23 protein-coding genes and 1 riboswitch are annotated in these 22,863 nt (G+C 70.9%); of the genes, 10 read left to right on the top strand and 13 right to left on the bottom strand.

What is annotated here, in order from left to right:
• Positions 1 to 234: 234 nt before the first annotated feature.
• Together O3Q52_RS22655 and O3Q52_RS54415 are read right to left on the bottom strand one after the other, a co-directional pair.
• Positions 235 to 2,136 (bottom strand): anthranilate synthase family protein, encoded by a 1,902-nt coding sequence (locus O3Q52_RS22655; RefSeq protein ID WP_269650598.1) that lies wholly within the window; start codon positions 2,134 to 2,136, stop codon positions 235 to 237.
• Positions 2,137 to 2,253: 117 nt separating this feature from the next.
• Positions 2,254 to 2,322 (bottom strand): trp operon leader peptide, encoded by a 69-nt coding sequence (locus O3Q52_RS54415; protein ID WP_359725637.1) that lies wholly within the window; start codon positions 2,320 to 2,322, stop codon positions 2,254 to 2,256.
• Positions 2,323 to 2,473: 151 nt separating this feature from the next.
• Between O3Q52_RS54415 and O3Q52_RS22650 the strand changes: the two genes are divergently transcribed.
• Positions 2,474 to 3,826, top strand: a complete 1,353-nt coding sequence (locus O3Q52_RS22650; RefSeq protein WP_055612067.1) for a class II 3-deoxy-7-phosphoheptulonate synthase — start codon at positions 2,474 to 2,476, stop codon at positions 3,824 to 3,826.
• A 162-nt stretch (positions 3,827 to 3,988) separates the two neighbouring features.
• Complete coding sequence (locus tag O3Q52_RS22645) at positions 3,989 to 4,231, top strand: bacterioferritin-associated ferredoxin (RefSeq protein WP_269650597.1); 243 nt, start codon at positions 3,989 to 3,991, stop codon at positions 4,229 to 4,231.
• A gap of 19 nt (positions 4,232 to 4,250) precedes the next feature.
• Here the strand turns inward: O3Q52_RS22645 and bfr are convergent, their stop codons facing one another.
• Positions 4,251 to 4,730: a bacterioferritin gene (gene bfr / locus O3Q52_RS22640; RefSeq protein ID WP_055612069.1), complete on the bottom strand. Its 480-nt coding sequence runs from the start codon at positions 4,728 to 4,730 to the stop codon at positions 4,251 to 4,253.
• Positions 4,731 to 4,915: 185 nt separating this feature from the next.
• On the opposite strand from bfr, the gene O3Q52_RS22635 reads away from it, so the two are divergent.
• On the top strand, positions 4,916 to 5,548 hold the full coding sequence (locus O3Q52_RS22635) for a sulfite oxidase-like oxidoreductase (RefSeq protein WP_189840281.1): 633 nt from the start codon (positions 4,916 to 4,918) through the stop codon (positions 5,546 to 5,548).
• A gap of 66 nt (positions 5,549 to 5,614) precedes the next feature.
• On the opposite strand, the gene O3Q52_RS22630 is transcribed toward O3Q52_RS22635, so the two are convergent.
• The 5 genes from O3Q52_RS22630 to thiO form a co-directional block, all read right to left on the bottom strand.
• On the bottom strand, positions 5,615 to 6,484 hold the full coding sequence (locus O3Q52_RS22630; RefSeq protein WP_269650596.1) for a deoxyribonuclease IV: 870 nt from the start codon (positions 6,482 to 6,484) through the stop codon (positions 5,615 to 5,617).
• Between the two features lie 103 nt (positions 6,485 to 6,587).
• Complete coding sequence (gene pknB, locus O3Q52_RS22625; protein ID WP_269650595.1) at positions 6,588 to 8,495, bottom strand: Stk1 family PASTA domain-containing Ser/Thr kinase; 1,908 nt, start codon at positions 8,493 to 8,495, stop codon at positions 6,588 to 6,590.
• 193 nt (positions 8,496 to 8,688) lie between these two features.
• Complete coding sequence (locus O3Q52_RS22620; protein WP_269650594.1) at positions 8,689 to 9,483, bottom strand: thiazole synthase; 795 nt, start codon at positions 9,481 to 9,483, stop codon at positions 8,689 to 8,691.
• 3 nt (positions 9,484 to 9,486) lie between these two features.
• Positions 9,487 to 9,687, bottom strand: a complete 201-nt coding sequence (thiS, locus tag O3Q52_RS22615; protein WP_269650600.1) for a sulfur carrier protein ThiS — start codon at positions 9,685 to 9,687, stop codon at positions 9,487 to 9,489.
• A gap of 2 nt (positions 9,688 to 9,689) precedes the next feature.
• A complete protein-coding gene (gene thiO / locus O3Q52_RS22610) occupies positions 9,690 to 10,904 on the bottom strand; it encodes a glycine oxidase ThiO (protein WP_269650593.1) in 1,215 nt (404 codons plus the stop codon).
• A riboswitch (TPP riboswitch) is annotated at positions 10,902 to 11,015 on the bottom strand. Its footprint overlaps the gene before it by 3 nt.
• Positions 11,016 to 11,067: 52 nt before the next feature.
• Here thiO and O3Q52_RS22605 point away from each other — a divergent pair.
• The 6 genes from O3Q52_RS22605 (at position 11,068) to O3Q52_RS22580 (ending at position 16,121) form a co-directional block, all read left to right on the top strand.
• The gene (locus tag O3Q52_RS22605; protein ID WP_269650592.1) at positions 11,068 to 11,412 is read left to right on the top strand and encodes a hypothetical protein; all 345 of its coding nucleotides are present in this window, start codon (positions 11,068 to 11,070) and stop codon (positions 11,410 to 11,412) included.
• Between the two features lie 132 nt (positions 11,413 to 11,544).
• On the top strand, positions 11,545 to 12,708 hold the full coding sequence (locus tag O3Q52_RS22600; RefSeq protein WP_269650599.1) for an NAD(P)/FAD-dependent oxidoreductase: 1,164 nt from the start codon (positions 11,545 to 11,547) through the stop codon (positions 12,706 to 12,708).
• Positions 12,709 to 12,932: 224 nt separating this feature from the next.
• On the top strand, positions 12,933 to 13,304 hold the full coding sequence (locus tag O3Q52_RS22595; protein ID WP_189840287.1) for an Rv2175c family DNA-binding protein: 372 nt from the start codon (positions 12,933 to 12,935) through the stop codon (positions 13,302 to 13,304).
• 77 nt (positions 13,305 to 13,381) lie between these two features.
• Complete coding sequence (gene thiE / locus O3Q52_RS22590) at positions 13,382 to 14,032, top strand: thiamine phosphate synthase (RefSeq protein WP_269650591.1); 651 nt, start codon at positions 13,382 to 13,384, stop codon at positions 14,030 to 14,032.
• A gap of 133 nt (positions 14,033 to 14,165) precedes the next feature.
• Positions 14,166 to 15,089 (top strand): methylenetetrahydrofolate reductase [NAD(P)H], encoded by a 924-nt coding sequence (gene metF, locus O3Q52_RS22585; protein ID WP_269650590.1) that lies wholly within the window; start codon positions 14,166 to 14,168, stop codon positions 15,087 to 15,089.
• Between the two features lie 57 nt (positions 15,090 to 15,146).
• Complete coding sequence (locus O3Q52_RS22580) at positions 15,147 to 16,121, top strand: hypothetical protein (RefSeq protein ID WP_269650589.1); 975 nt, start codon at positions 15,147 to 15,149, stop codon at positions 16,119 to 16,121.
• Between the two features lie 105 nt (positions 16,122 to 16,226).
• Here the strand turns inward: O3Q52_RS22580 and O3Q52_RS22575 are convergent, their stop codons facing one another.
• The 5 genes from O3Q52_RS22575 to O3Q52_RS22555 form a co-directional block, all read right to left on the bottom strand.
• Positions 16,227 to 17,738: an NAD(P)/FAD-dependent oxidoreductase gene (locus O3Q52_RS22575; RefSeq protein ID WP_269650588.1), complete on the bottom strand. Its 1,512-nt coding sequence runs from the start codon at positions 17,736 to 17,738 to the stop codon at positions 16,227 to 16,229.
• 180 nt (positions 17,739 to 17,918) lie between these two features.
• Complete coding sequence (locus O3Q52_RS22570; protein ID WP_269650587.1) at positions 17,919 to 18,533, bottom strand: DUF4126 domain-containing protein; 615 nt, start codon at positions 18,531 to 18,533, stop codon at positions 17,919 to 17,921.
• Between the two features lie 360 nt (positions 18,534 to 18,893).
• Positions 18,894 to 19,535 (bottom strand): TetR/AcrR family transcriptional regulator, encoded by a 642-nt coding sequence (locus O3Q52_RS22565; protein ID WP_269650586.1) that lies wholly within the window; start codon positions 19,533 to 19,535, stop codon positions 18,894 to 18,896.
• 11 nt (positions 19,536 to 19,546) lie between these two features.
• The gene (locus tag O3Q52_RS22560; RefSeq protein ID WP_269650585.1) at positions 19,547 to 21,631 is read right to left on the bottom strand and encodes a YhgE/Pip domain-containing protein; all 2,085 of its coding nucleotides are present in this window, start codon (positions 21,629 to 21,631) and stop codon (positions 19,547 to 19,549) included.
• Positions 21,603 to 22,439, bottom strand: a complete 837-nt coding sequence (locus tag O3Q52_RS22555; RefSeq protein WP_269650584.1) for an ATP-binding cassette domain-containing protein — start codon at positions 22,437 to 22,439, stop codon at positions 21,603 to 21,605. Before O3Q52_RS22555 ends, O3Q52_RS22560 begins: the two co-directional genes overlap by 29 nt.
• Before the next feature lie 168 nt (positions 22,440 to 22,607).
• Here O3Q52_RS22555 and O3Q52_RS22550 point away from each other — a divergent pair.
• Positions 22,608 to 22,863 (top strand): SAV_6107 family HEPN domain-containing protein (locus tag O3Q52_RS22550; protein ID WP_269650583.1); only part of this gene is annotated, 256 nt, incomplete at its 3' end.

Genomic DNA, 22,863 nt, shown 5'->3' with positions numbered 1-22,863 from the left:
CCCTACCCGTCCCGTCCTTGGGGGCTGCCGCCCCCGGACCCCCGCATCGGCCTGAACGGCCTCGTCCTCAAACGCCGGACGGGCTGAAAATGTCGGCCCGGCCGCGAAAATCTAGCCTCTCCGGCGTTTGAGGAGCGGGGGTTCGGGGGCGGAGCCCCCGAGTAAGTGACGGGAATGGGTAGGGGCGGCGGGGGCGAGAAAAGGCCCCGCCACGCGGGTCCGGAGCGCCCTCGACTACACGGCGGGCCGCCGCTCCGAGAACGTGCTGGTGTCCGCCCCGGCACCGACCTGAGCCACCAGCTCCCGTACGACGTCCGTGCCGCGCAGCGTCAGCACCGACTCAGGGTGGAACTGGACCCCGGCGAAACCGGGCCCGCGCAGCGCGTGCACCTCGCCCGCCCCGCTGCGGCTGACCTCGACCCCGTGGGCCGCCAGCTCCACCGCCTCCTCGTCGTCGCACCGCGCCACGAAGCTGTTGTAGAAACCGACGGTCTCGGTCCGCCCGAAGAGGTCGATGTCCGTCTGGGCGCCCTGGTAGGGGACCTCCTTGCGGACGGTCTCCAGGCCCAGCTCCGCCGCGATCAGCTCATGCCCGAGGCAGACCCCCAGCACGCCGTGCCGATGGCTCCGGATCACCTCCGCGGTGAGGCCGCGCAGGAAGGCCATCTTCGGGTCCGTCATGTCCGAGGGGTCGCCCGGCCCCGGACCCAGCACCAGCGGCCCCTCGTGCGCGAGCACCGCCTCCCGCAGCCCCGGTTCGTCGTACCGCCGGACGGTCACCTCAAGACCCGACGAGCGCAGCAGATGCGCGAGCATCGCCGTGAAGGTGTCCTCCCCGTCCACGACCAGCGCATGGCCCTCCAGCTCGGCCGACCGCTCCTGCATCCGCAGCCAGAACGGCGCCAGCGCCGCCCGCCGCCCGTCCAGCGCCGCCCGCACCCGCGGATCGTCCGCGAGACACGCCCGTACCTTCTCCACGCCGGGCCGTCCGGGGCGTACCCCCAGCGCCGCCAGCACCCCGGCCGCCTTCGCGTGCGTCTCGGCGACCTCGCTCGCCGGGTCCGACCCCCGTACGAGCGTCGCGCCGACCGGGACCCGCAGCCGGCCGCCCCTGTCGATGTCGGCGGTCCGGATGAGGATGGGGGAGTCGAGGGTCTGGGCCCCGCCGGAGTCGCGCCCGATCAGTGCCAGGGCCCCCGCGTAGTACCCGCGCCCGACACCGTCCCGCCCGAGGGGCTCATACCGCTCGATCACCCGGCAGGCGTTCTGCACCGGCGACCCGGTGACCGTCGCCGCGAACATGGTCTCCTTCAGCACCTCCCGCACATCCAGCGACGACTTGCCGCGCAACTCGTACTCGGTGTGCGCGAGATGGGCCATCTCCTTCAGCCGCGGCCCGATCACGACACCGCCCATGTCGCCGACCGTGCACATCATCTTGAGCTCCTCGTCGACGACCATCGAGAGCTCCTCGATCTCCTTGCCGTCGGCGAGGAAGGCCAGCAGGTCCTCCGGCGTCGGTCCCTCGGCCGGATAGCGGTACGTCCCGCTGATCGGGTTCATCACGACCGTCCCGCCGGACATCCGGACGTGCACCTCCGGGCTCGCCCCCACGAGGGTCCGCTCTCCGGTGTGTACGACGAACGTCCAGTACGCCCCCCGCTCGCCGACCAGCAGCCGCCGGAAGAGTGCCAGCGCGTCGGCCCGTCCGAACCCCGGGATCTCGCCCTCGTACGTCCGCCGGATGACGAAGTTCGCGCCCTCGCCCCGGCCGATCTCCTCTTGCAGCACCCGCCCGACGATCTCCGCGTACGCCTCGTCCTCGACGTCGAAGCCACCGCCCTCGACCCGCACGTCGTGCGTGGGCAGCTCCGACAGGGCCTGCTCCAGGGAGAGTTCGTACGACTCCTCGGGGGTGAGCACCGCGAGCGGGGTGCCGTCGTCGCGGACGTCGAAGCCGCGCTCCCGGATCTGGCGGTACGGGACGAGGGCGAGCCCCTCGGGGATGTCGGCCAGCCGCTCGTACTCGGTGACCGGGCCGAGCAGCAGCTCGACGGTGTCGTGATCGTGGCCCGGCGTGCGGCGGCGCAGCAGGGCGAACGGGCGGGGATCGGCCTGCAGGTCGAGCAGATTCATGGGTCCGGGTTCCTTCTCGGCGTCTCGTGGGAGAGGAGTGGAGAGGAACGGTCCCGGTCGCGGAAACACCGAAGGCCGCCCCTCGGGCGGCCTTCGCGAAGTCTTGCGTACGCGCAGTCAGTGGGCCGCCGGATGAGCGGTCCACCACCAGTTCTGGATCGGGTTCTGGATCGAGTGCGCGAACATGCGCCGCACCCTACCCCATGCGAAACCCTGTGTGACGGCGTACATACGGCGTACGCACGGCGTGCACATCGGGGCGTTCGATCGAGCGCGGCCCGTCTCAATTGATGAGCATGGGGATGGACGCCCGACACGACCCCGTAATGTTGAGGTCGTGACCGTGAACGCTAAGTCCAGCGCAAGCGCTGGCAACACCTGGCGAGACCTGCCCGCGGCGCAGCAGCCCGAGTACCCCGATGCCGAGGCTCTGCGCGATGTGATCGCGGACCTCGAGTCGTATCCGCCGCTCGTCTTCGCCGGCGAGTGCGACCAGCTGCGCGCCCGGCTGGGAGCCGTCGCCAAGGGCGAGGCGTTCCTGCTTCAGGGCGGCGACTGCGCCGAGGCCTTCGACGCCGTGTCCGCCGACCACATCCGCAACAAGCTCAAGACCCTGCTCCAGATGGGCGCCGTTCTCACGTACGCGGCGTCCGTGCCGGTCGTGAAGGTCGGCCGCATCGCCGGCCAGTACTCGAAGCCGCGCTCCAAGAACACCGAGACCCGCGACGGCGTGACCCTGCCGACCTACCGCGGCGACTCGGTCAACGGCTTCGAGTTCAACGAGAAGGCCCGCATCCCGGACCCCGAGCGCCTGAAGCGGATGTACAACGCCTCCGCCTCGACGCTCAACCTGGTGCGCGCCTTCACCACCGGTGGCTACGCCGACCTGCGCCAGGTGCACGCCTGGAACCAGGACTTCGTGAAGACCTCGCCGTCGGGGCAGCGCTACGAGCAGCTGGCGCGCGAGATCGACCAGGCGCTGAACTTCATGCACGCCTGCGGGGCCGACCCGGAGGAGTTCAAGACCGTCGAGTTCTACGCCTCGCACGAGGCGCTGCTCCTCGACTACGAATCGGCGCTGACCAGGGTCGACTCCCGTACGGGCCACCTGTACGACGTCTCCGGGCACATGGTGTGGATCGGTGAGCGCACCCGTCAGCTGGACGGCGCGCACATCGAGTTCGCCTCGAAGATCCGCAACCCGATCGGCATCAAGCTGGGCCCGACGACGACGGCCGAGGACGCGCTGCAGTACATCGAGCGTCTCGACCCGGACCGTGAGCCCGGCCGGCTGACCTTCATCGTCCGCATGGGCGCCGACAAGGTCCGCGACAAGCTCCCCGAGCTGGTCGAGAAGGTCACCGCCTCGGGCGCGACCGTCGCCTGGATCACCGACCCGATGCACGGCAACACGTACGAGGCGGCCTCCGGTCACAAGACCCGCCGCTTCGACGACGTGCTCGACGAGGTCAAGGGCTTCTTCGAGGTCCACAAGGGCCTGGGCACCCACCCGGGCGGCATCCACGTCGAGCTCACCGGTGACGACGTCACCGAGTGCGTGGGCGGCGGCGACGAGATCTTCGTCGACGACCTGCACCAGCGCTACGAGACGGCCTGCGACCCGCGGCTGAACCGCAGCCAGTCCCTTGACCTGGCGTTCCTGGTGGCGGAGATGTACCGGGACCAGTAGTGGGTCAGCAGCCGTTTCGGTTGTTACAAGAGCGTGTATTGGGGCGCGGATCACATACGATCCGCGCCCCATCGCACTTTTGCAGCTCCGGCCCGGCGGGTAAGGTTAGGTTAGCCTCACCGATTATCGGGATGGCGCGACCTAGGGAAAACCCGTCGGGAGGTGAACCGCGTGTACGTCTGCAACTGCTTCGGAGTGACCGAGGCGCAGGTGAAGAAGCACGCGGACGAGGGTGCCTGCACCCCCCGGCAGATAGCGTCGGCCTGCAAGGCGGGCACCGACTGCGGCTCGTGCGTACGACGCATTCAGGCACTGCTGGGCAGGGGCGAGTGCCCTCGGCGTGAGCTGGCCGACCAGGGCATGCCCGTGCTCTCCGAAGTGGAAGAGCTGGAAGAGGCGGCCTAGCTGTTCCGGGTGCTCGCGCTCAGCTGTCCGGCTGCTCGATGAGCTGCGCGATGTAGAGCGCCTCGCCGAGCTTCTCCACCAGCTCCAGCTGGGTGTCCAGATAGTCGATGTGGTGCTCCTCGTCCTCGAGGATCGACTCGAAGATGTTCGCGGACGTGATGTCGCCCTTGGTTCGCATCACCTCGATACCGCGCTTGAGCCGGTCGATCGCCTCGACCTCGACCTGCCGGTCCGCCTGGAACATCTCCGTGACCGTCTGCCCGACGCGGACGTGGAACAGCCGCTGGTAGTTCGGCAGGCCGTCCAGGAAGAGGATGCGGTCGGTCAGGATCTCCGCGTGCTTCATCTCGTCGAAGGACTCGTGCCGCGTGTACTTCGCCAGCTTCGTCCAACCGAAGTTCTCCTGCATCTTCGCGTGCAGGAAGTACTGGTTGATCGCGGTGAGTTCGGCGGTCAGCTGCTCGTTGAGGAATTCGATGACCTCGGGGTCGCCCTGCATCGCAGAGGCTCCTTCCAAGCGGGGGGAACTGGCAGGTTGCGCCGCATGATTGCACCGGCGTAGAAGATCGTCCAGTAAGTGCATGCTTAGTAAGTTAGTACTTGCTTAGTCCTGTTTGTGCCGAGTTGTCAGAGTCGGTGCGTACCTGGTCATGCCCATCGTCCGGGGTCTGTCAGGATGGAGTCATGGGTCAGCCGGTGGGTCGTGAATCTGGAGAAGCAGCGCAGTCGGAGCTTCCGCCGGGGCAGCGACTTCAGCGGGGCTGGCCGGTCACGCACTACGGGCCCGTACCGAAGTTCCGCCCCGAGCGCTGGGAGTTCAGGGTCTTCGGCGCCACCGCCGACAGCGAGAAGCACTGCTGGACCCACGAGGAGTTCACCGCCCTGCCGTACGCCACGGTCGTGGCCGATCTGCACTGCGTCACCAAGTTCAGCATGATCGGCGCGGAGTGGGGCGGCATCCCGGCCCGTACGATCCTGGAGATCGCCCCGCCGGCGCCCACCGTCACCCATGTGATGGTCTGGGCGGAGTACGGCTTCAGCTCGAATCTGCGCCTCGACGACTTCGCGTCCGAGCGCTCCATCTTCGCCACCCACAAGGACGGCGAACTGCTCACCGCGGAACACGGCTTCCCGCTGCGCCTCGTCGTGCCGCAGCTGTACGCGTGGAAGGGCCCCAAGTGGGTCCGCGGCGTCGAGTACATGACGGCCGACCGCCGCGGCTTCTGGGAGGAGCGCGGCTACCACAACGTCGGCGACCCCTGGCGCGAGCAGCGCTACTCGTACCAGGAGGAGCCCGGGGACGGCCCCGAGCTCTGAGCCCCGCGCTTCCTGAGGCGTCCTGAGCTTCCTGAACCTCCTGGGCCGAGCTTCTGGAGGCTCCGCTCAGCCGTCCCGGAGCTTCTTCAGCCGCTCCACGTCCGCCGCGTGCCCCTCCTTGCCGCCGGGCGTCTCGATGATCAGCGGTACGCCTTCGGTGGCGGGGTGGGTCATCAGCGCACGGAACGGGTCCTCGCCGATGTGCCCGGCGCCGATGTTCTCGTGGCGGTCCTTGTGGGCGCCGGCCACGTCCTTGGAGTCGTTGGCGTGGATCAGCTTCAGCCGCCCCTCGCCGACCGTGTCCACCAGCAGGTCGAGCGTCTGGTGCATCCCGCTGGGACCGGTGAGGTCGTGGCCCGCCGCGAAGATGTGGCAGGTGTCCAGGCAGACGCCCAGCTTCGGATGGGAGTCCAGCGCCTCGAAGTACGGCCCGAAGTCCCAGGTCCGTGAGCAGAGCGAAGAGCCCTGTCCGGCGGTCGACTCCAGCAGCAGGAAGGGGTCGTCGTCGTGGGTCAGCTCGTCGAGCAGCGGCAGCAGGTGCTCGCGGACCTGCTGCAGCGCGACCGAGCGTTCCCGGCCGCCGGTCGCCGAGCCCGTGTGCACGACGACGCCCAGCGCCCCGATCGCCCGCCCGCGACGCAGTGAGTGCCGCAGCGACTCCACCGACTTCTCCACGGTCGCCTCGGTGTGCGAGCCGAAGTTGATCAGATAGGGCGCGTGGACGTACGCGGGGATCGACTCGGCGGCGCAGGCCGCGCGGAACTCGTCGTCCTGGAGGGGGTTTCCGGGCGGAGTCGCCCAGCCGCGCGGGTTGGCGACGAAGACCTGGACGGTCTCGGCGGCCAGCTCGCGCGCGTACGAGAGGCCGACGGAGGCGAGGCCTCCGGCGACGGGGACATGGCCGCCGACGGGGTTGCGGGACTGCTGTGTGCTCACCCCTTCAGGGTGTCACGCGGTCCCGGTCGCCCCGTCGGCGGCCATGTCCCTGCGGGTGCCCGTGCGCCCGGCATGCCTGAGTGCCCGTGTGCTGTTGTGCCCGTCAGCGGATCTCGATCGTGATCGTCGATCCCTCGGGGGCCGTGTCGCCGCCGTCCACCGACTGGCTCTTGACCGTGTCGCCGAAGAGGCCGAGCAGGCCGCGGTCCTCCTCGACCTTGAAGCCGGCCGCTTCCAGCTCCTGCTTCGCGTCGTCGACGCTGTCGCCCACGACGTCCGGGACCTCGATCATCTCGGGGCCCTTGGACACCGTCAGCGTGACGGTGTCGCCGCCGCCCGCCTTGGTGTCGGGGTCCGGCGACTGCTCGGCGACCTGACCGGCCTCGTACTCGGACGTGACCTGCTTGGAAGCGACCTCGACCGTCAGGCCGGCGTCCTCCAGCTCCTGCTTCGCGTCGGCGAGATCGTTACCCACGACGTCGGGCACGTCCACCGGGCTGCCCTTGCTGACGGTGAGCGCGATTGCCGAACCACCTCGGCGCTCTGTGCCCGCCCCCGGTTCCGTACGGATCACGAAGCCCACGGGCACGTCGTCGCTGAAGCCCTTGGTGATCATGCCCGCCACCAAGCCCTCGTTCTTCAGGCGCTGCTTGGCCTTGTCCAGCGAGTAGCCCTCCAGGTCCGGCACGCGCACGATCTCCGGGCCCTTGGAGACCGTCAGGGTCACGGAGTCGTTGTCCCGGATCCGGGCGCCCGGCTTCGGGTCGCTGCTGATGACCCTGCCGGGCTTGACGGTGTCGCTGAAGCTGCGCCTGACGTCCTTCACGTCGAGACCGGCGTTCGTGAGCTGCTTCCTGGCCTGCGCCTCGGTCTTCGAGAGCACACCCGGGACAGTGGTGAACTGGCCGGAGTTGATGTACCAGACGCCCGCGCCCAGGCCGAGGGCCAGCAGCACCGCGGCGACGATCGCGATCAGACCGCGGCGGGGCGCCGCCATACGGCCGCCACGTCCGCGGCGCGGCGGTTCCGGCGGCGGGGACGGCAGGTAGCTCGTGCGGTGCAGCTCGGCGTCGTCGTTGACCGGGAGAGGCCGCTGCACCGACAGCGAGAGCGGGATCACGCTCGTACGGTCGTCCGCGTTCTGGTGGTCCGTGGTGACCGCCTGCGGCGGGACGGCGTCCAGCTGGTCGGCGCTCAGCGCGTTCCGGGCGTCCAGGACCTGCGAGAGCAGCGCCACGGCGTCGTACGGACGCAGGTCGGGGTTGCGTGCGGTGGCCGTCGTGACCAGCTCGTCCAGCTCGTAGGCCAGGCCCGGCACGGACGCCGACGGCCGGGGCACGTCCTCGTGGAGGTGCTTGTAGAGCACGGTGGCGGGCGAGTCCCCGTAGTGCGGGCGGTCGCCGGTCAGCATCTCGAAGAGGAGGATGCCGCACGCGTACACGTCGACGCGGGGATCGGCCGTGCCGTTCTCTATCTGCTCGGGCGCGAGATACGACACCGTGCCGAGCACGGCCCCCGTCGTGCTGGTGACCGTGTCCACGGCCCGTACGAGACCGAAGTCCGCGACCTTCACCCGGCCGTCGTCCCCTATCAGGACGTTCTCCGGCTTCATGTCGCGGTGCACGAACCCGGCGCGGTGCGCGGCGCCGAGCGCGGCGAGGACCGGCTCCAGGACGTCGAGCGCGGCGCGCGGCTGCAGTGCCCCGCGCTCGCGCAGCACGTCGCGCAGGGTGCATCCGGCCACGTACTCCATCGCCAGATAGACGTAACTGCCGTCCGTGCCCTGGTCGAAGACCTGCACCACGTTCGGGTGGGCGAGCCTGGCCACCGACTTGGCCTCGCGGATGAAACGGTCGACGAACGTGCCGTCGGCCGCCAGCGTGGGGTGCATCACCTTGAGCGCGAGCACCCGGTCCAGGCGGGTGTCCACGGCCCGGTAGACCGTGGCCATCCCGCCGACCGCGATGCGCGCGTCGACGCGGTAGCGGCCGTCGAGCACGTGCCCGACCATGGGGTCTCCCCGGCCGGAGGCTGGGGAAGGGTCCTGAAGGGTCGTATCCACGCAGGTGAGTGTACGAGCCGCCACTGTCAACGCCGCCCGCACGGGCGATTCCGGGGCGGTACTGCAGCCGAGCTGTGACGGACGTCGCACCGTGACCGATACCGTGCGGCGCCTGGATTCAGACAGGTGTTCAGGCCAAAAGTCAGAAAGCGGGCCTTTCCGGGTCCAATCGGGCGACACCCTCCACTGGAGACGACGCCTCGGCGAAGTGGCGGCGCGGGATGCGCCCCGCGCGGTACGCGAGCCGGCCCGCCTCGACCGCGTGCCGCATGCCCTCGGCCATCAGCACCGGCTCCTGTGCCCGGGTCACGGCCGAGGCGAGCATCACACCGGCGCACCCCAGCTCCATGGCGAGCGCGGCGTCCGACGCCGTACCGGTGCCCGCGTCCAGGATCACCGGCACGCGCGCGTGCTCCACGATCAGCTGGAAGTTGTGCGGGTTGCGGATGCCGAGCCCGGACCCGATCGGCGAGCCGAGCGGCATGACCGCGGCGCACCCCACGTCCTCCAGCTTGCGGGCGAGCACCGGGTCGTCGTTCGTGTACGGGAGGACCGTGAAGCCGTCGTCGACCAGGGTCTCGGCTGCGTCGAGCAGTTCGATCGGGTCGGGCAGCAGGGTGCGCTCGTCGGCGATGACCTCCAGCTTGACGAGGTCCGTGCCGAGCGCCTCACGCGCGAGCCGGGCCGTCAGGACGGCCTCCCCGGCGGTGAAACAGCCCGCCGTGTTGGGCAGCACGCGGATGCCCAGCCGATCCAGCACGGACAGGACCGAGCCGTGGGCCCTGGGGTTCACGCGGCGCATCGCGACCGTTGTCAGTTCGGTGCCGGACGCGACGAGCGAGCGTTCCAGGACGTCGAGGCTGGGCGCGCCACCGGTGCCCATGATCAGACGGGACGTGAAGGACGTACCGCCGAGGACGAAGGGATCGTCGGCCATGGGTCAGCCTCCTTGGACGGCGGTGAGGACTTCGACGCGGTCTCCCTCGGAGAGGAGGGTCTTCGACCACTGCGCGCGCGGGACGACGGTTTCGTTGAGTGCGGCGGCGACACCGGAGGGGGCCGTGGTGAGCGCGGCGACGAGGGTGTCGAGGGCGGTGTCCGGGGCGAGCTGCCGCCGCTCCCCGTTGACGAAGATGCTCATACTCATGCGCGCTGCTCCGAGAGTGCGGCGGCGCCGAACCGCCTGGGTGTGAACGGGCGGGCCTCGTCGGGGAGTTCACCGGTGGTCAGGGCGTGCGCCATCACGTCCCCGGTGACGGGCGTGAGGAGTACGCCGTTGCGGTAGTGGCCGGTCGCCAGCAGCAGACCGGGGAGTTCGGTCGGGCCGAGCAGGGGCGCGTTGTCGGGGGAGCCCGGACGCAGTCCGGCCCGCGTCTCGGTGAGCGGCAGCTCGGTGATGCCGGGGACGAGTTCGTGGGCGTCCCGCAGCAGCTCGTACACCCCGCCCGCGGTCACCGTGGTGTCCCAGCCCAGCTCCTCGCTGGTCGCGCCGACGACCAGTTCGCCGCTCTCCCGCGGCACCAGATAGATGTGGTTGCCGCGGACGACGGCACGCACGCTACGGCTGAGGAAGGGCGCGAACCGCTTCGGGACCGTCAGCCGCAGCACCTGTCCCTTCACGGGGCGCACCGGCGGCAGCACGTTGTCGGGGACGCCCGCGAAGCGTCCGCTGAGACTGCCCGCGGCGAGGACGACCTGGCCCGCCGACAGCTCGGTGCCGTCCGACGTCACGACTCCGGTGGCCCGGTCCCGTACGACGGTCAGGCGGTCGGCCCACGTCCGGTGGAAGGCCACTCCGGCCCGCTCGCAGGCCGTGACCAGGGCCCCGGCGAGCCGCCGCGGATCGATCTGGTGGTCGCCGTCGACCCGCAGCCCGCCGCGCACGCCCGGCGCGAGCATCGGCTCCAGACGCCGGCACTCACGGCCGCTGAGCCACTCCGACTCCAGGCCCGACCGGCGTTGCAGGGCGTGCACTTCGCGCAGATGGGCGCGGTCGTCGGCGTCGAGCGCGACGGCCAGCGCGCCGCACTGCCGGTATCCGACGTCCTGGCCGGTCGCCTCGGTCAGCTCGACCGCGAAGTCCGGATAGCGGCGTGCCGAGGCCAGATTGAGGCCGAGGAGGGTCTGCTCGCCGTAGTGGAGTTCGGTGACGGCGGCCAGCATCCCGGCCGCGACCTGCGCGGCGCCGCCGCCGGGCTCCGGGTCCACGAGCGCGGTCGTGAACCCGTGCTGCGCGGCCCGCCAGGCCGTGACCAGGCCGATGATCCCGCCCCCGACGACCAGGACGTCTGAGGTGCGCCTCGCATCGGTTGCATCGGTTGTGCCGGGTGTAACGGATGTCTCCGGTGTACGCGACATGGGCGTCCAGCCCCTCCCTTCGCCGGCATGACCCGGATCAGGTTCGTACGGTCGGAGGCCGTCCCAGCCTCCCTCTCAGCCCGGTGCGTCCGGACTCCCGCGAGTGCTTTACGTTGGCCACCCTAGCCCTTCGCCCCAACAGCCTGTAAGGGAGCCTTCACGCATGGCCCGCTCGCTCGACGGACTCTCCCTCGCCCCGGTCGCCGACCAGGCGCCGGGTCAGGTGGGCACCCGCACCCGGTTTGCCTACCACGAGAAGGACGGCGAGATCTGGGCCGAGTACGCGGGCGGCGACGTCGTACGCGGTCATCTCGTGGGCACGCGCGCGGGCGACCGGCTCGACTTCCGGTACGTGCAGCTGAAGGTGGACGGCACCACCTCGTCCGGGCACTGCGTCTCCCTGGTCCTCGAACTGCCCGACGGGCGGGTGCGCCTGGAGGAGACCTGGGAGTGGGAGTCCCAGGAGGGCAGCGGGACAAGTGTGGTCGAAGAGGTCACCGCGGACTGACGCTGTGCAACAGCTCACCGATCGCGCCCCCTGACCGACGATTTCACCTGTGTCTATGGTGATCGTGTGAGTGAGCAGACGCAGCGACGGAGCCCGGCGGCGCGACGGAGCGCCGTGATCGTCGGGGCGGGCATGGCCGGCGTACAGACCGCCGTCGCCCTGCGGGAACGGGGCTTCACCGGAAGCGTGACCCTGATCGGCGCGGAGCCTCACCAGCCGTACGACCGGCCGCCGCTGTCCAAGGCCGTGCTGCTCGGCAAGGCCGAGGACTCCGCCTTCGACGTCGACTTCGAAGCGCTCGACGTGGAGCTCCGCCTGGGGCTCGAAGTGACCGGCGTGCATCCCTCGCGGCACGAACTCGACACGGTCGACGGCCCGGTTCCCTACGACGTCCTGGTCATCGCCACCGGCGCCGAGCCGATCCAACTGCCGGGCGCCCAGGGCGTACCCGGGGTCCATCTGCTGCGCACGCTCGACGACGCCGCGCGGCTGCGCCCCGTTCTCGCCCGGCAGCACGACATCGTGGTGGTGGGTGCCGGCTGGATCGGCGCGGAGTTCGCCACGGCGGCGCGCGAGGCGGGCTGCGCGGTGACCGTCGTGGAGGCCGCCGACCGGCCGCTCGCCGGTGTGCTGCCCGAGGAGGTGGCCACTCCGATGGCCGCCTGGTACGCGGACAGCGGGGCGGTGCTGCGCACCCACGCGCGCGTGGAGCGCGTCGAGCCCGGCGAGGTGGTGCTCGACGACGGCTCGCGGCTGCCCGCGGGTGCCGTCGTCGTCGGCATCGGGGCGCGGCCCGCCACGGCCTGGCTGGCCGGTTCCGGGATCGAGCTCGGCGCCCGTCGCGAGATCGTCGCGGACGACCACCTGCGCACCTCCGCCCCGGACGTGTACGCGGTCGGAGACTGCGCCTCGTTCCCGTCCGGCCGTTACGGGGAGCGCCTGCTCGTCCACCACTGGGACAACGCCCTCCAGGGCCCGCGCACGGTCGCGGCGAACATCGTCGGCGAGACGTCCGCCGCGTACGACCCCGTGCCGTACTTCTGGTCCGAGCAGTTCGGCCGCTTCGTCCAGTACGCGGGCCATCACGGGTCCGCCGACGCCATGGTCCGGCGCGGTGACCCGGCCGGACCGTCCTGGTCGGTGTGCTGGCTCCGCGAGAGCCGCCTGGTCGCGGTCCTGGCGGTGGGACGGCCACGGGACCTGGCACAGGGCAAGCGGCTGATCGAGGCGGGCACGCCGATGGACTCGGGGCTCCTCTCGGATCCGGCGTTGCCGCTCAAGGGTGCGACGGCCTGAGCGCTCGGCCGTGGCGCTCCGCCGGGCCGCCTGGTCGGAGGGCCGTTCGATGTCTGTGGGCCGTCCGTAGCTGGTCGCGCCCACGCGGCGGAGCCGCACATGTCACAGCCCCGCGCCCCTGACGGGTCGCGGTCCGGGCGCGAGGGGGCCGCGGGGCACCGGGCGTGACACGGTCGCACCGGCCCGGGTACCGACTGTCAGTCCGAGATGGCAGGCTTGTGTCCGTGACCGAGATTGACGCAAAGATCGATGCTCTCGTCCCCGCCTGGCTCACCCTCCCCGACATCGCCGAGCTGCTCGGCGTCGAGGTGACCCGCGTCCGGCAACTGGTCAAGGAAGGCCAGGTCATCGCCGTACGCCGTGGTGAGAACCGCGCGCTGCACGTCCCCGCCGCTTTCATCGACGGGGCCGAGCAGAAGGTCGTCAAGGGCCTGACCGGCACTTTGACGCTCCTGCGGGACGACGGCTTCACCGACGAAGAGATGCTCGAGTGGCTCTTCACCCCCGACGAGAGCCTGCCCGGTACGCCCGCGCAGGCTCTGAGCGAGAATCGCGGCACGGAGGTGAAGCGTCGCGCCCAGGCGCTCGCCGTCTGACCTGATCACGCCGTCCGGCGTACGGGCCGCGATCCTCACGGCCCGTACGCCACCGACACGACACGGGGGACCCTCGCATGCCCGAATCCACCGCACGCGCCCGGCTCGCCGACGCCCGGGTGTACCTCTGCACGGACGCCCGCAAGCGCCAGGGAGACCTCGCCGACTTCCTGGACGCGGTCCTGGAGAACGGCGTGGACATCGTGCAGCTGCGGGACAAGGGCATGGAGGCGGCCGAGGAGCTGGAGCACCTCGCCGTCCTCGCGGACGCCTGCCGTCGGCACGGCACGCTGCTCGCGGTGAACGACCGGGCGGACGTCGCCCACGCCATCGGCGCCGACGTGCTGCACCTGGGTCAGGGCGACCTTCCGGTGCCCGCCGCCCGGGCGATCCTCGGCGACGACGTCCTGATCGGCCGCTCCACGCACGCCGATTCGGAGGCCGCGGCCGCCGCCGGCCAGGAGGGTGTGGACTACTTCTGCACCGGACCCTGCTGGCCGACGCCCACCAAGCCCGGCCGCCACGCGCCGGGCCTCGGACTGGTCCGGTACACGGCCGCGCTGGCCACCGACCGCCCCTGGTTCGCCATAGGCGGCATCGACCTCGGCAACCTCGACGAGGTGCTCGAAGCGGGCGCCCGCCGCGTCGTCGTCGTACGGGCGATCACCGAGGCCGACGATCCGGGCGCGGCGGCGGCGGAGTTCGCGAAGCGCCTGCGCCACGCGTAGGTGACCTCAGGCAGGGCCCGGGCTGTGGTCGGCCGAGTGGGCAGTTGTCCGAGTGGTGGACAACAAATCGACAAATCGGGCAAATTTCCCGGATCCGGTTGGGGGACCGTCGCCCCCTGGCTAACCTGCGGGTATGGCCCTCGGATCTGCTTCCACCAGGACGGACCGCGCACGCACGGTGCGTGACATGCTCGCGACCGGCAAGGCGACGTACTCGTTCGAGTTCTCCGCGCCGAAGACCCCGAAGGGCGAGCGGAACCTGTGGAACGCGCTGCGCCGGGTCGAGGCCGTGGCCCCCGACTTCGTGTCGGTGACGTACGGCGCGGGCGGTTCGACCCGGGCGGGCACGGTCAGGGAGACCGAGCAGATCGTCGCCGACACCACCCTGACCCCGGTCGCCCACCTCACCGCGGTCAACCACTCCATCGCCGAGCTGCGCAACATCATCGGCCAGTTCGCGGACGCCGGGATCCGCAACATGCTCGCCGTGCGCGGCGACCCGCCCGGCGACCCGATGGCCGACTGGGTGGCACACCCCCAGGGCCTGACGTACGCGGCCGAACTCGTCCGGCTCATCAAGGAATCCGGCGACTTCTGCGTGGGCGTCGCGGCCTTCCCCGAGATGCACCCGCGCTCGGTCGACTGGGACCGTGACGTCGCGCACTTCGTCGACAAGTGCCGGGCCGGCGCGGACTACGCGATCACGCAGATGTTCTTCCAGCCGGAGTCCTATCTGCGGCTGCGTGACCGGGTCGACTCGGCGGGCTGCGCGACCCCGGTCATCCCCGAGGTCATGCCGGTGACCAGCGTGAAGATGCTGGAGCGGCTGCCCAAGCTCAGCAACGCCTCGTTCCCGGACGCCCTCAAAGAGCGGATCCTCACAGCCAAAGACGATCCGGCGGCTGTACGCTCCATTGGCATTGAGTTCGCCACGGAGTTCTGCGCGAGACTGCTGGCCGAGGGAGTCCCCGGACTGCATTTCATTACGCTGAACAACTCCACCGCGACGCTGGAAATCTACGAGAACCTGGGCCTGCATCACCCACAGCAGGCCTAGACCGGTCGCATCGTCGTACGACACACTGCGTAGCGGCCACCTGGGAGAGGGGCGTACATGGGCTGGACGGTCCTCTACATCGCATTCGGCATCGTCGCGCTATGGCTGCTCGGCGAGGTACTGCTGCAGTACAAGGCGCGGCTGCGCTGGCGGCTGCTCGCCTTCGCCGGCTTCCTCGGGGTGGTCCTCGGTGTCCTGATTCCGAACGTGCTGGTCATCGGCCTGGGTGCCGCGGCCTTCGCCGTCGGGCAGACGTACGTCACCCTCTCGTTCCGCAGCGGATTCGCCTCCGGCTGGGCCGTCAACGGCCTGGGCGGAGGCCGCCCGGGCGCCAGCAAGCGCCGCCGCGGGGAGGAGCGCAAGGACCCGACGCTGGAGGTCTCCGACCTCCACGCCGCGGAGACCACGACGTTTCCCAGCCAGGACTTCGGCCAGGGCGACGACTACGGGCGCGACGACTCGGTCTTCGGACAACGCCCCGAGACCGCCGCCGAGTCGACCTCCGTCTACGAGCCGCAGCCGCTGCCCGACGACACGGGTCAGTACGGCGTCTACAGCGACGCCGCCTACGCCGCCGCCACCGACCCGGCGTACGCGGCCGCCGCGCAGGCCCAGGGACAGCAGGGCCAGGACCCGCTCGGCCAGAACTACGGGTACGACGGCTACTCCGGCTACGACCAGCAGCAGTACGGCTACGACACCGGGCAGCAACAGCAGTACGCCGCCTACTCCGACCCGTACATCGGCACGCAGTCCTATGACGCCGCCTCGTACGGCCAGCCCTACGACGCCTCGCAGCAGCAGTACGCGCAGCAGGGCTACACCCAGGACCCGTACGCCACCAACGGCGGCTACGTCGGTGAGACCCCGGCCGGCGGTGTCTGGGTGCCGCAGCAGCGCAACACCGAGGACCCGTACGGCGGCGAACTCCCGCCGGAGCAGCCGTATCCGTACGACGGCAACGGGAACAACGGGAACAATGGCGGCAACGGACAGCAGGGCGGCGGGTACGACGAGCAGTACCGGTTCTGAGCGAGCCGGAAGTACCGGTTCTGAATGATCCGGCAGTAACGGTTCTGAACGAGCCGGTGCCGACCGGGGCTCAGCGCGCCCCGGTCGTAGCCCCGTCGCCGTCACTCACTGCGAGCCCCGGAAGTCCGGCCCCTCCACGACGAGCCCGGCCACCAGCGCGCCGGACATCCCCGCGTGCGGCAGTCCACCGCCGGGGTGCGCCCAGCCGCCGACCGTGAACAGGCCCGGTACGCGCGTGCTGTTGGCGGGCCGCAGCAGCGCGCCGCCCACACCGGCAAGCGCGGGAGCGGGCACGGCGCCGCCCCCGGCACCGGTCTCCCGCCCGGTGTCCACCGGGGTGCGGACCTCGCGCCACAGCACGCGCTCGCGCAGGCCCGGTATCGCCCGCTCGGCGGCCGTGACCATGCGGTCGGCGAAGGCGCCGGCGGCACCCTCGGCGGTCCAGTCGTGATGCGCCAGCGACGGCACCGTCGCCGTGAGCACCACGGACTCGTGGTCGTCGTCCGGCCGCAGCAGCCCGTCGTCCGGCCGGTCCACCCACACGGTGGGCCGCTCCGCAGGCTTTCCGGCCCCGAAGACGTTCCGCTCGTCGGCAGGGTCCGTCGTGTGAACCACCGTGCGGTGTACGGCTCCGGGCTCGCGCGCGCCGCGCAGCGCGAGGCAGACGACGACCTTGCCGCAGGCCAGGGACCCGGGGTGGGACTCGGGCGCGTCACCCTCGTACAGGCTGTCGCGACCCGTCAGGGACTCCAGCAGCTCCGGCGGGCCGCCCACGACGAAGTCGGCCTCGGCGACGGTCCCGTCGCGCAGTTCCACGCCTGCCGCCCGGCCGTCCTTCTCCGTGACCGAGACGACCTCGGCGTCGAAGACGAACTCCACCCGGCGGGCCACGCACCGCTCGTGCACGGCGCGCGCCAACTCCCGGATTCCGCCGCGCAGATACCAGGTGCCGAAGGCGTGCTCCATGTACGGCAGGACCGCCGCGCTCGCCGGGGCGGTGTGCGGGTCGAGGCCGTACGCGAGCGCGTGGCTCTCCAGGAGGGCGGCGAGACGGGGGTCGGCCAGCTCCCACGCGCCGACCTCCGCGAGGGTCCGTGCCGTGCGGGCGAACAGCAGCCGGCGCTGCCGCAGCGCGGGGTAGGGCTCACGCTCGGCCAGCACCTGCCAGTTGGGCCACAGCGGCTCCTCCAGGAGCGGGCGGCGTGTCCGGTCCCAGGCCTCGCGCGCCCGGACCAGGAAGTCGCCCCAGCGCTCGCCCACGCCTGCCCCGAGGGCCTCGTCCAGGGCCGAGACGACCCCCGCGCGGGAGGCGTTGGGCAGCGAGACCTCCGTGCCGTCGGCGAAGACGTGCCGTGCCGCCGGGTCGACCTGGACCAGGTCGACGCAGGCCTCCAGGGGCTCCTTGCCCGTCTTGACGAACAGGTCGCGGTAGACCGCGGGCAGGTGGAGCAGCCCCGGGCCGGTGTCGAAGGCGAAGCCGTCGCGCTCGAAGCGGCCCACCGCCCCGCCGTACGTCGCCGCGCGCTCGTACACCACCACCCGGTGGCCCGCGACGGCCAGCCGGGCGGCGGCCGCCATCGCGCCCATGCCTGCGCCGATCACCGCAATTCGTGCCATCAGTTTCCTAGGGATGGTAGTTTCGTTGCGTCCCGCAAGGGACCGGTTCGGGCTGGACCGCAGCCTTCGGGCTGGAAGCCCCCGCCCCAGGCGGAGGAGCGGAGTCACGCCAGGGACTTTATCGGGGGGCCCGGCATCAGCAAGTCGGTCCCGGCCCTGAGGGCCGGGGCTAGCTGGTTTTCAGCCCGGTGGGCGCCCCACCCGTTCCGCGAGCCGTTTCTCCTCGCGGCGCTGGGCCCTGCGGCGCAGGAACCGTCTGATCCGCGAGACCAGGAAGTAGAGCACCACCAGACCGGTCACCAGCAGGACGCCCGCGATGATCGCCGCGGCCTGCGGGTTGAACATCGCGAAGGTGATGATCCCGGCGACCCCGAGATCCTCGGCGGTGCTCAGCACGAAGTTGCTGAACGGCTCCGGCGAGGTGTTGACCGCCATCCGCGTCCCGGCCTTGACGGCGTGGCTGGCAAGCGCCGACGAGCCGCCGATCGCGCCGGCCGCCAGCTCGGACAGTGAACCGCTCTGCCCGGCCAGCAGCGCCGCGACGACGGCCCCGGACACCGGGCGGATCACGGTGTGGACGCTGTCCCACACCGAGTCCACGTACGGGATCTTGTCGGCGACGGCCTCGCAGGCGAACAGGACGCCCGCCGCGATGAGGACCTCGGGGCGCTGCAGCGACTCGGGCACCTCGTCGGTCAGCCCGGTCGCGCCGAAGACGCCGAGGAGCAGCACCACCGCGTACGCGTTGATGCCGCTGGCCCAGCCGCTGGTGAAGACCAGGGGGAGTACGGACACGGAGGCGATCGTAACCAGTCGGCAACGGCACGTCCTGGGCCTGAGTGCGTACGGCTGAGTATCCGTACCTAGTGAGTGAGTTGAGTACGCGCGCGGATGGGTGTCGACCTGCGTGAACGAGAGAGTGGAGGCACGGAAAGGGGCGCGGCTCCGGTACCGCCGACACGGGGCGGCGGAACGGTGCAGCGCCCTTGGCCGCTCCTTCCGCCGAGAAACTCGGCGGGAGCGAGGCACGGGGGGACCCGGGGGAGACCGCAACGGGGGAAACCAACGGGGGAGTACGGGGAAACACCGGGGAGAACAAAAGGGGCGCCGGTCCGGTGTGGCCCGCGGGGGACGCGGCCACTTCGGACCGGCGCTTCACTTGTGTCCGAGCCCGTCCCCGCTGACCCTTCCCTGGAGCAGCCGGGACAGCGCCGAGTGGACGTCGTCCAGGGAGCGCTCCGGCTGGAACGCCTGCCAGTCCAGGGCCGCCACGAGCACCATGCCGACCAGCGCCGACGCCGTCAGCGGGGTGTCGATCTCGTCGCTCAGCTCGCCGTTCGCGATCCCGTCGCGCAGGACGTTCTCGACGACCGCGACGGCCTCCTGACGGACCACCATCAGGGTGGACTGCCAGGCCCGGTTGGTGCGCCACAGCTCGGCCACGTACAGCTGCGTGAAGGCCGGGTAGCGGTCGATGAAGACGAGGCCCGCCCGGATCATCGCGTCCAGCGCGTCGACCTTGCTGCCGCCGTCCCGGGCGGTCCTCTCCGCCGCCTCCCGGAGGGAGGCGGTCAGTAGTCCCACTCCGTGCCGGAGGAGCTCTTCGAAGAGGACGGACTTGCTCGCGAAGTTGTAGTAGACGGTGCCCTTGGCCACGCCGGCGCGTTCGGCGATCTCGTCGACCGTCGTGGCCGAGAAGCCCTGTTCCGCGATGAGGGTCACCGCCGCCTCGTAGAGCTTCTGCCGGGTCGCCTGTCTCCGGCCGCCGCCGCTGTCCACCGTCCTGCTGCTTTCCATGGTCCCGATTGTCACAGGCTCAGCTCCGGGTGCAGTCGGTCGAGGGTCCATACCTGCCGTCGCCGCGCGGACACGGCGGTGAGCGCGAGGGCGCCTGCGGTGAACGCGGCGAGGACGGCGCACGCCTGCCAGACCGGTCCCAGTCCACCGCCCGTGATGAGCCTCCTGAGGGCGTCGACCACGTAACTCATCGGCATGAAGGGGTGGATCGCGTTGAAGAACCCCGGACTGGTCTGCACGGGATACGTGCCGCCCGCCGACGTCAGCTGCAGCATCAGGAAGGCGAGGACGAGGATCCGGCCGGCCGCTCCGAAGCGGGCGTTCAGCCACTGCACGATCGCCGCGAAACAGGCCGTCACCAGGAACAGGAAGCCCACCGTCCCGGCCGCCCGCGCCATTTCCAGGCCGATTCCCCAGTGCAGCACGGACATCAGCGCGACCGTCTGGAGCGCCCCCAGGGCGGCCACCGGCAGCCAGCCCGCCAGCGCGATGCGCCAGGCGGAGGAGCCCGCCGCGAGTGCGCGCCGGTTGAGCGGCGGAATCAGCATGTAGGCCACCATCGCGCCCACCCACAGGGAGAGCGGAATGAAGTACGGGGCGAAACCCGTGCCGTAGTTGGGTGCCTTGTGCAGGTCCTTCGAAGCGAGCTGTACGGGGTCGGCCATGACCTCGGTGCGCCGGTCGCGTTCGCTCTTGTCGTAGTCGGGGATCCGGCCGGCGCCGTCGTGCAGTCCGCCGGCGAGCTTGCCCGAGCCGTCGACGAGCTTGTACATGCCTCCTTCGAGGTCGCCCGCGCCCGTACTGAGTTCGCCGACACCGGTGTCCAGGTCGGCCGCTCCGGACTTGGCCGTACCGAGCCCCGTGTGCAGCGTCTTCGCCCCCTTGGCGACCTTTCCGGCCCCCTTGTTGAGCGCGTTGACCTTGGAGACGGTCGTGGCGAGGTCCTCGGAGAGGTGCGGCGAGCGGTCGGCCAGCGCCTGGGCCTGCTTCTCCAGAGAGGCCAGATGCTTGTCGAGCGTGTCCAGGTCGCCGTCCTGGCCGGCCACCAGCGTGTTGACGTCGTCGGCGACCTTCGCCACGTCGGCGGGGGCCTCCTTCGCCTTCTTCAGCTCCGGGCAGGCGGCGTCGGGCAGCGGCAGGGTCTCGCAGCGTGCCTTGTAGACGCCGTTCAGGGTGTCGGAGGCCGTGCGGGCATCCTTGGCAGCCGTCGGGGCCGTCTTCACCAGCGTGTCGAGGTTGCGGCGGATCGCAGAGGCGGAGTCCGCGACGAGCTGAGCCGTGTCGCCGATCTCCTTCTCGTTGCCCTTGAGGAAGGGCCCCACCCTGTCCGCGACGCCGTTGACCTTGTCCGCGAGCGTCTGCGTCCCCTCCGAGACCTGCCGCGAACCGTCCTCCAGGTCACCCGCGCCCTTGTCCAGCTTCTTCAGACCGGCGGAGAGCTTGCCGCTGCCCGCCTCCGCGTCCTTCAGGCCGTCCGCGAGGTCCTTCGAACCCTTCTTGGCCTTCCCTATCCCGCCCTTGAGCGTGTCCGCCCCCTTCGCGGCCTTCGCGGTCTCCCCTTGGATGTCGGAGAACGAGACGAAGATCTTGTCGAGGAACGACCGTGACGCCTTGGTCGAGGCGGCCGTACGCACCTCCGCGAAGACCGTCCGCGAGATCTGTCCGACGATGTAGTTGTTCGCGTCGTTCGTACGCACCTGGAGGGCGCCCGTCTCCGGCGAGTCGCCCGAACTGGAGGCGATCCGCCTGCTGAAGTCGGACGGCATGGTCAACGACAGGTAGTAACTGCCGTTCTCGACGCCCTCGCGGGCCTCGGCGGCGCTCACCTCGTGCCACTCGAAGGTCTTGCTCTCGCGCAGCCCCTTGGTGATCTCGTCACCCATCACGATCTTCTTGTCGGCCGCCGTCGCCCCCTTGTCGTCGTTCACGAGCGCCACGGGGATGCGGTCGAGACGGCCGTACGGGTCCCAGAACGACCACAGGTAGAGGGCGCCGTACAGCAGGGGCAGCAGCAGGAGCGCGGCGAGGGCCGCGCGCGGGAGCCTTCCCCTGCCGAAGCGCCTGAGCTCAAGCGCGGCCAGCTTCGGCGAGCGCATCCGCGGTCTCCTTGTCTTCCGTGTCGTCCTGGTTGCCCTGGTTGCCCTGGTCCAGCCGGTCCTTCGGGGTCTTCCGGTCTTCTTGGCGGGCCGGTCCGTCGGAGGGCCCCGTGGACACCACGGCCGCGTCCTCGGGGGCCTCGCTGCACACCGCCACGACCGTGGTCCCTGCCTCGGTCAGGGAGCGCAACAGCTCCCAGACCTCGGCCCGTTCGGCCTGCGAGAGCTTCAGGTCGGTGTCATCGATGCCCAGCAGCCGGGGACGGCCGATCAGGGCGAGCGCCACGGACAGCCGCAGCGCTTCGACGCGTTCCAGGTCCCGCACCGCGGTCCGGGACCCCTTGGGCAGGGCCTCCCGGTCGAGCCCGGCGGCGGTCAGCGCGCTGTCGACGCGCAGCCGCGCCTCCGTCACCCGCTCCGAGCGCGGCCGCAGCAGCCCGCGTACGGAACCGCCGAACCGTCGCTGGAGCAGGGCCCGTTCCCGAAGGTGCTCGGCGACGGACAGGGCGGGCTCCAGGTCGGTGACACCGGGCACGTGGGCCAGCGCGCTGAACCGGCGGACGGCCGCCATGTGCTTCGGCAACTCCGACTGCCCGACCCGCGCGTGCCCCTCGGTGGGCTTCATCCGCCCGGTGAGCGCGAGCAGCAGACACGTACGCCCGGAGCCCGACGGCCCCTCGATCGCGATCAGCGAGCCGGGCTCCGCGTCGACGCCGATACCGCGGAACGCCCACCCGCGGGGCCCCTTGAGCCCGAAGTCCTCGGCCCTTACGCCGAGTCCGTGCGGACCGTCCACAACTTCCCCCACCCTCCGGGTCCCTGAGCCGACCGGCTTTTGAACTGACTGGTCAGTGCAAAAGCTATACCGAACCTGTGATCGAGGCAAAAGCCCAGGTCAGAACGGATTGTCAGTGGCATACCTCACGATGGACACATACGGCCACAGAGCCGTCACACAGACGACAGGAGGTTCGTCATGGCCACCTACCACGCAGCCGCCGCCCGTCGGCGACGCGCCACCGGCCCTGCCCCCTCACTGACCGGCCCGGCGAGCGACGTGCACCCCGTGCTCCGCCGGGCCACGGCCCCGCCCGCCGCCCTCGACCTGCTCGCCCAGGCCCGTGCCGGACTCGACGAGGCGGCCCTGCTGGAAACGCCGAACGAGCGGTACGCGACAGCACACCTGGCCGCCCTGCGCACCGCCGCCGCCGTACTCGCCGCCCGCGGGCGCC

It is taken from the genome of Streptomyces sp. ActVer (assembly GCF_027270795.1).
In the GTDB taxonomy this organism is placed as follows: domain Bacteria; phylum Actinomycetota; class Actinomycetes; order Streptomycetales; family Streptomycetaceae; genus Streptomyces; species Streptomyces umbrinus_A.
Note: the sequence above shows the minus strand (reverse complement) of the source record. Positions and strands in the feature narration are given on the sequence as shown.

Bases quoted from the DNA above. Each gene is read 5' to 3' on its own strand.
- thiE (WP_269650591.1), top strand. From the start codon at position 13,382: ATGCCCGAATCCACCGCACGCGCCCGGCTCGCCGACGCCCGGGTGTAC.
- bfr (WP_055612069.1), bottom strand. From the start codon at position 4,730: ATGCAGGGCGACCCCGAGGTCATCGAATTCCTCAACGAGCAGCTGACC.
- thiO (WP_269650593.1), bottom strand. From the start codon at position 10,904: ATGTCGCGTACACCGGAGACATCCGTTACACCCGGCACAACCGATGCA.
- O3Q52_RS22655 (WP_269650598.1), bottom strand. From the start codon at position 2,136: ATGAATCTGCTCGACCTGCAGGCCGATCCCCGCCCGTTCGCCCTGCTG.
- O3Q52_RS22575 (WP_269650588.1), bottom strand. From the start codon at position 17,738: ATGGCACGAATTGCGGTGATCGGCGCAGGCATGGGCGCGATGGCGGCC.
- O3Q52_RS22620 (WP_269650594.1), bottom strand. From the start codon at position 9,483: ATGGCCGACGATCCCTTCGTCCTCGGCGGTACGTCCTTCACGTCCCGT.
- metF (WP_269650590.1), top strand. From the start codon at position 14,166: ATGGCCCTCGGATCTGCTTCCACCAGGACGGACCGCGCACGCACGGTG.
- thiS (WP_269650600.1), bottom strand. From the start codon at position 9,687: ATGAGCATCTTCGTCAACGGGGAGCGGCGGCAGCTCGCCCCGGACACC.
- O3Q52_RS22560 (WP_269650585.1), bottom strand. From the start codon at position 21,631: ATGCGCTCGCCGAAGCTGGCCGCGCTTGAGCTCAGGCGCTTCGGCAGG.
- O3Q52_RS22635 (WP_189840281.1), top strand. From the start codon at position 4,916: ATGGGTCAGCCGGTGGGTCGTGAATCTGGAGAAGCAGCGCAGTCGGAG.
- O3Q52_RS22605 (WP_269650592.1), top strand. From the start codon at position 11,068: ATGGCCCGCTCGCTCGACGGACTCTCCCTCGCCCCGGTCGCCGACCAG.
- O3Q52_RS22565 (WP_269650586.1), bottom strand. From the start codon at position 19,535: ATGGAAAGCAGCAGGACGGTGGACAGCGGCGGCGGCCGGAGACAGGCG.
- pknB (WP_269650595.1), bottom strand. From the start codon at position 8,495: ATGGTCGGGCACGTGCTCGACGGCCGCTACCGCGTCGACGCGCGCATC.
- O3Q52_RS22600 (WP_269650599.1), top strand. From the start codon at position 11,545: ATGGCCGGCGTACAGACCGCCGTCGCCCTGCGGGAACGGGGCTTCACC.
- O3Q52_RS22580 (WP_269650589.1), top strand. From the start codon at position 15,147: ATGGGCTGGACGGTCCTCTACATCGCATTCGGCATCGTCGCGCTATGG.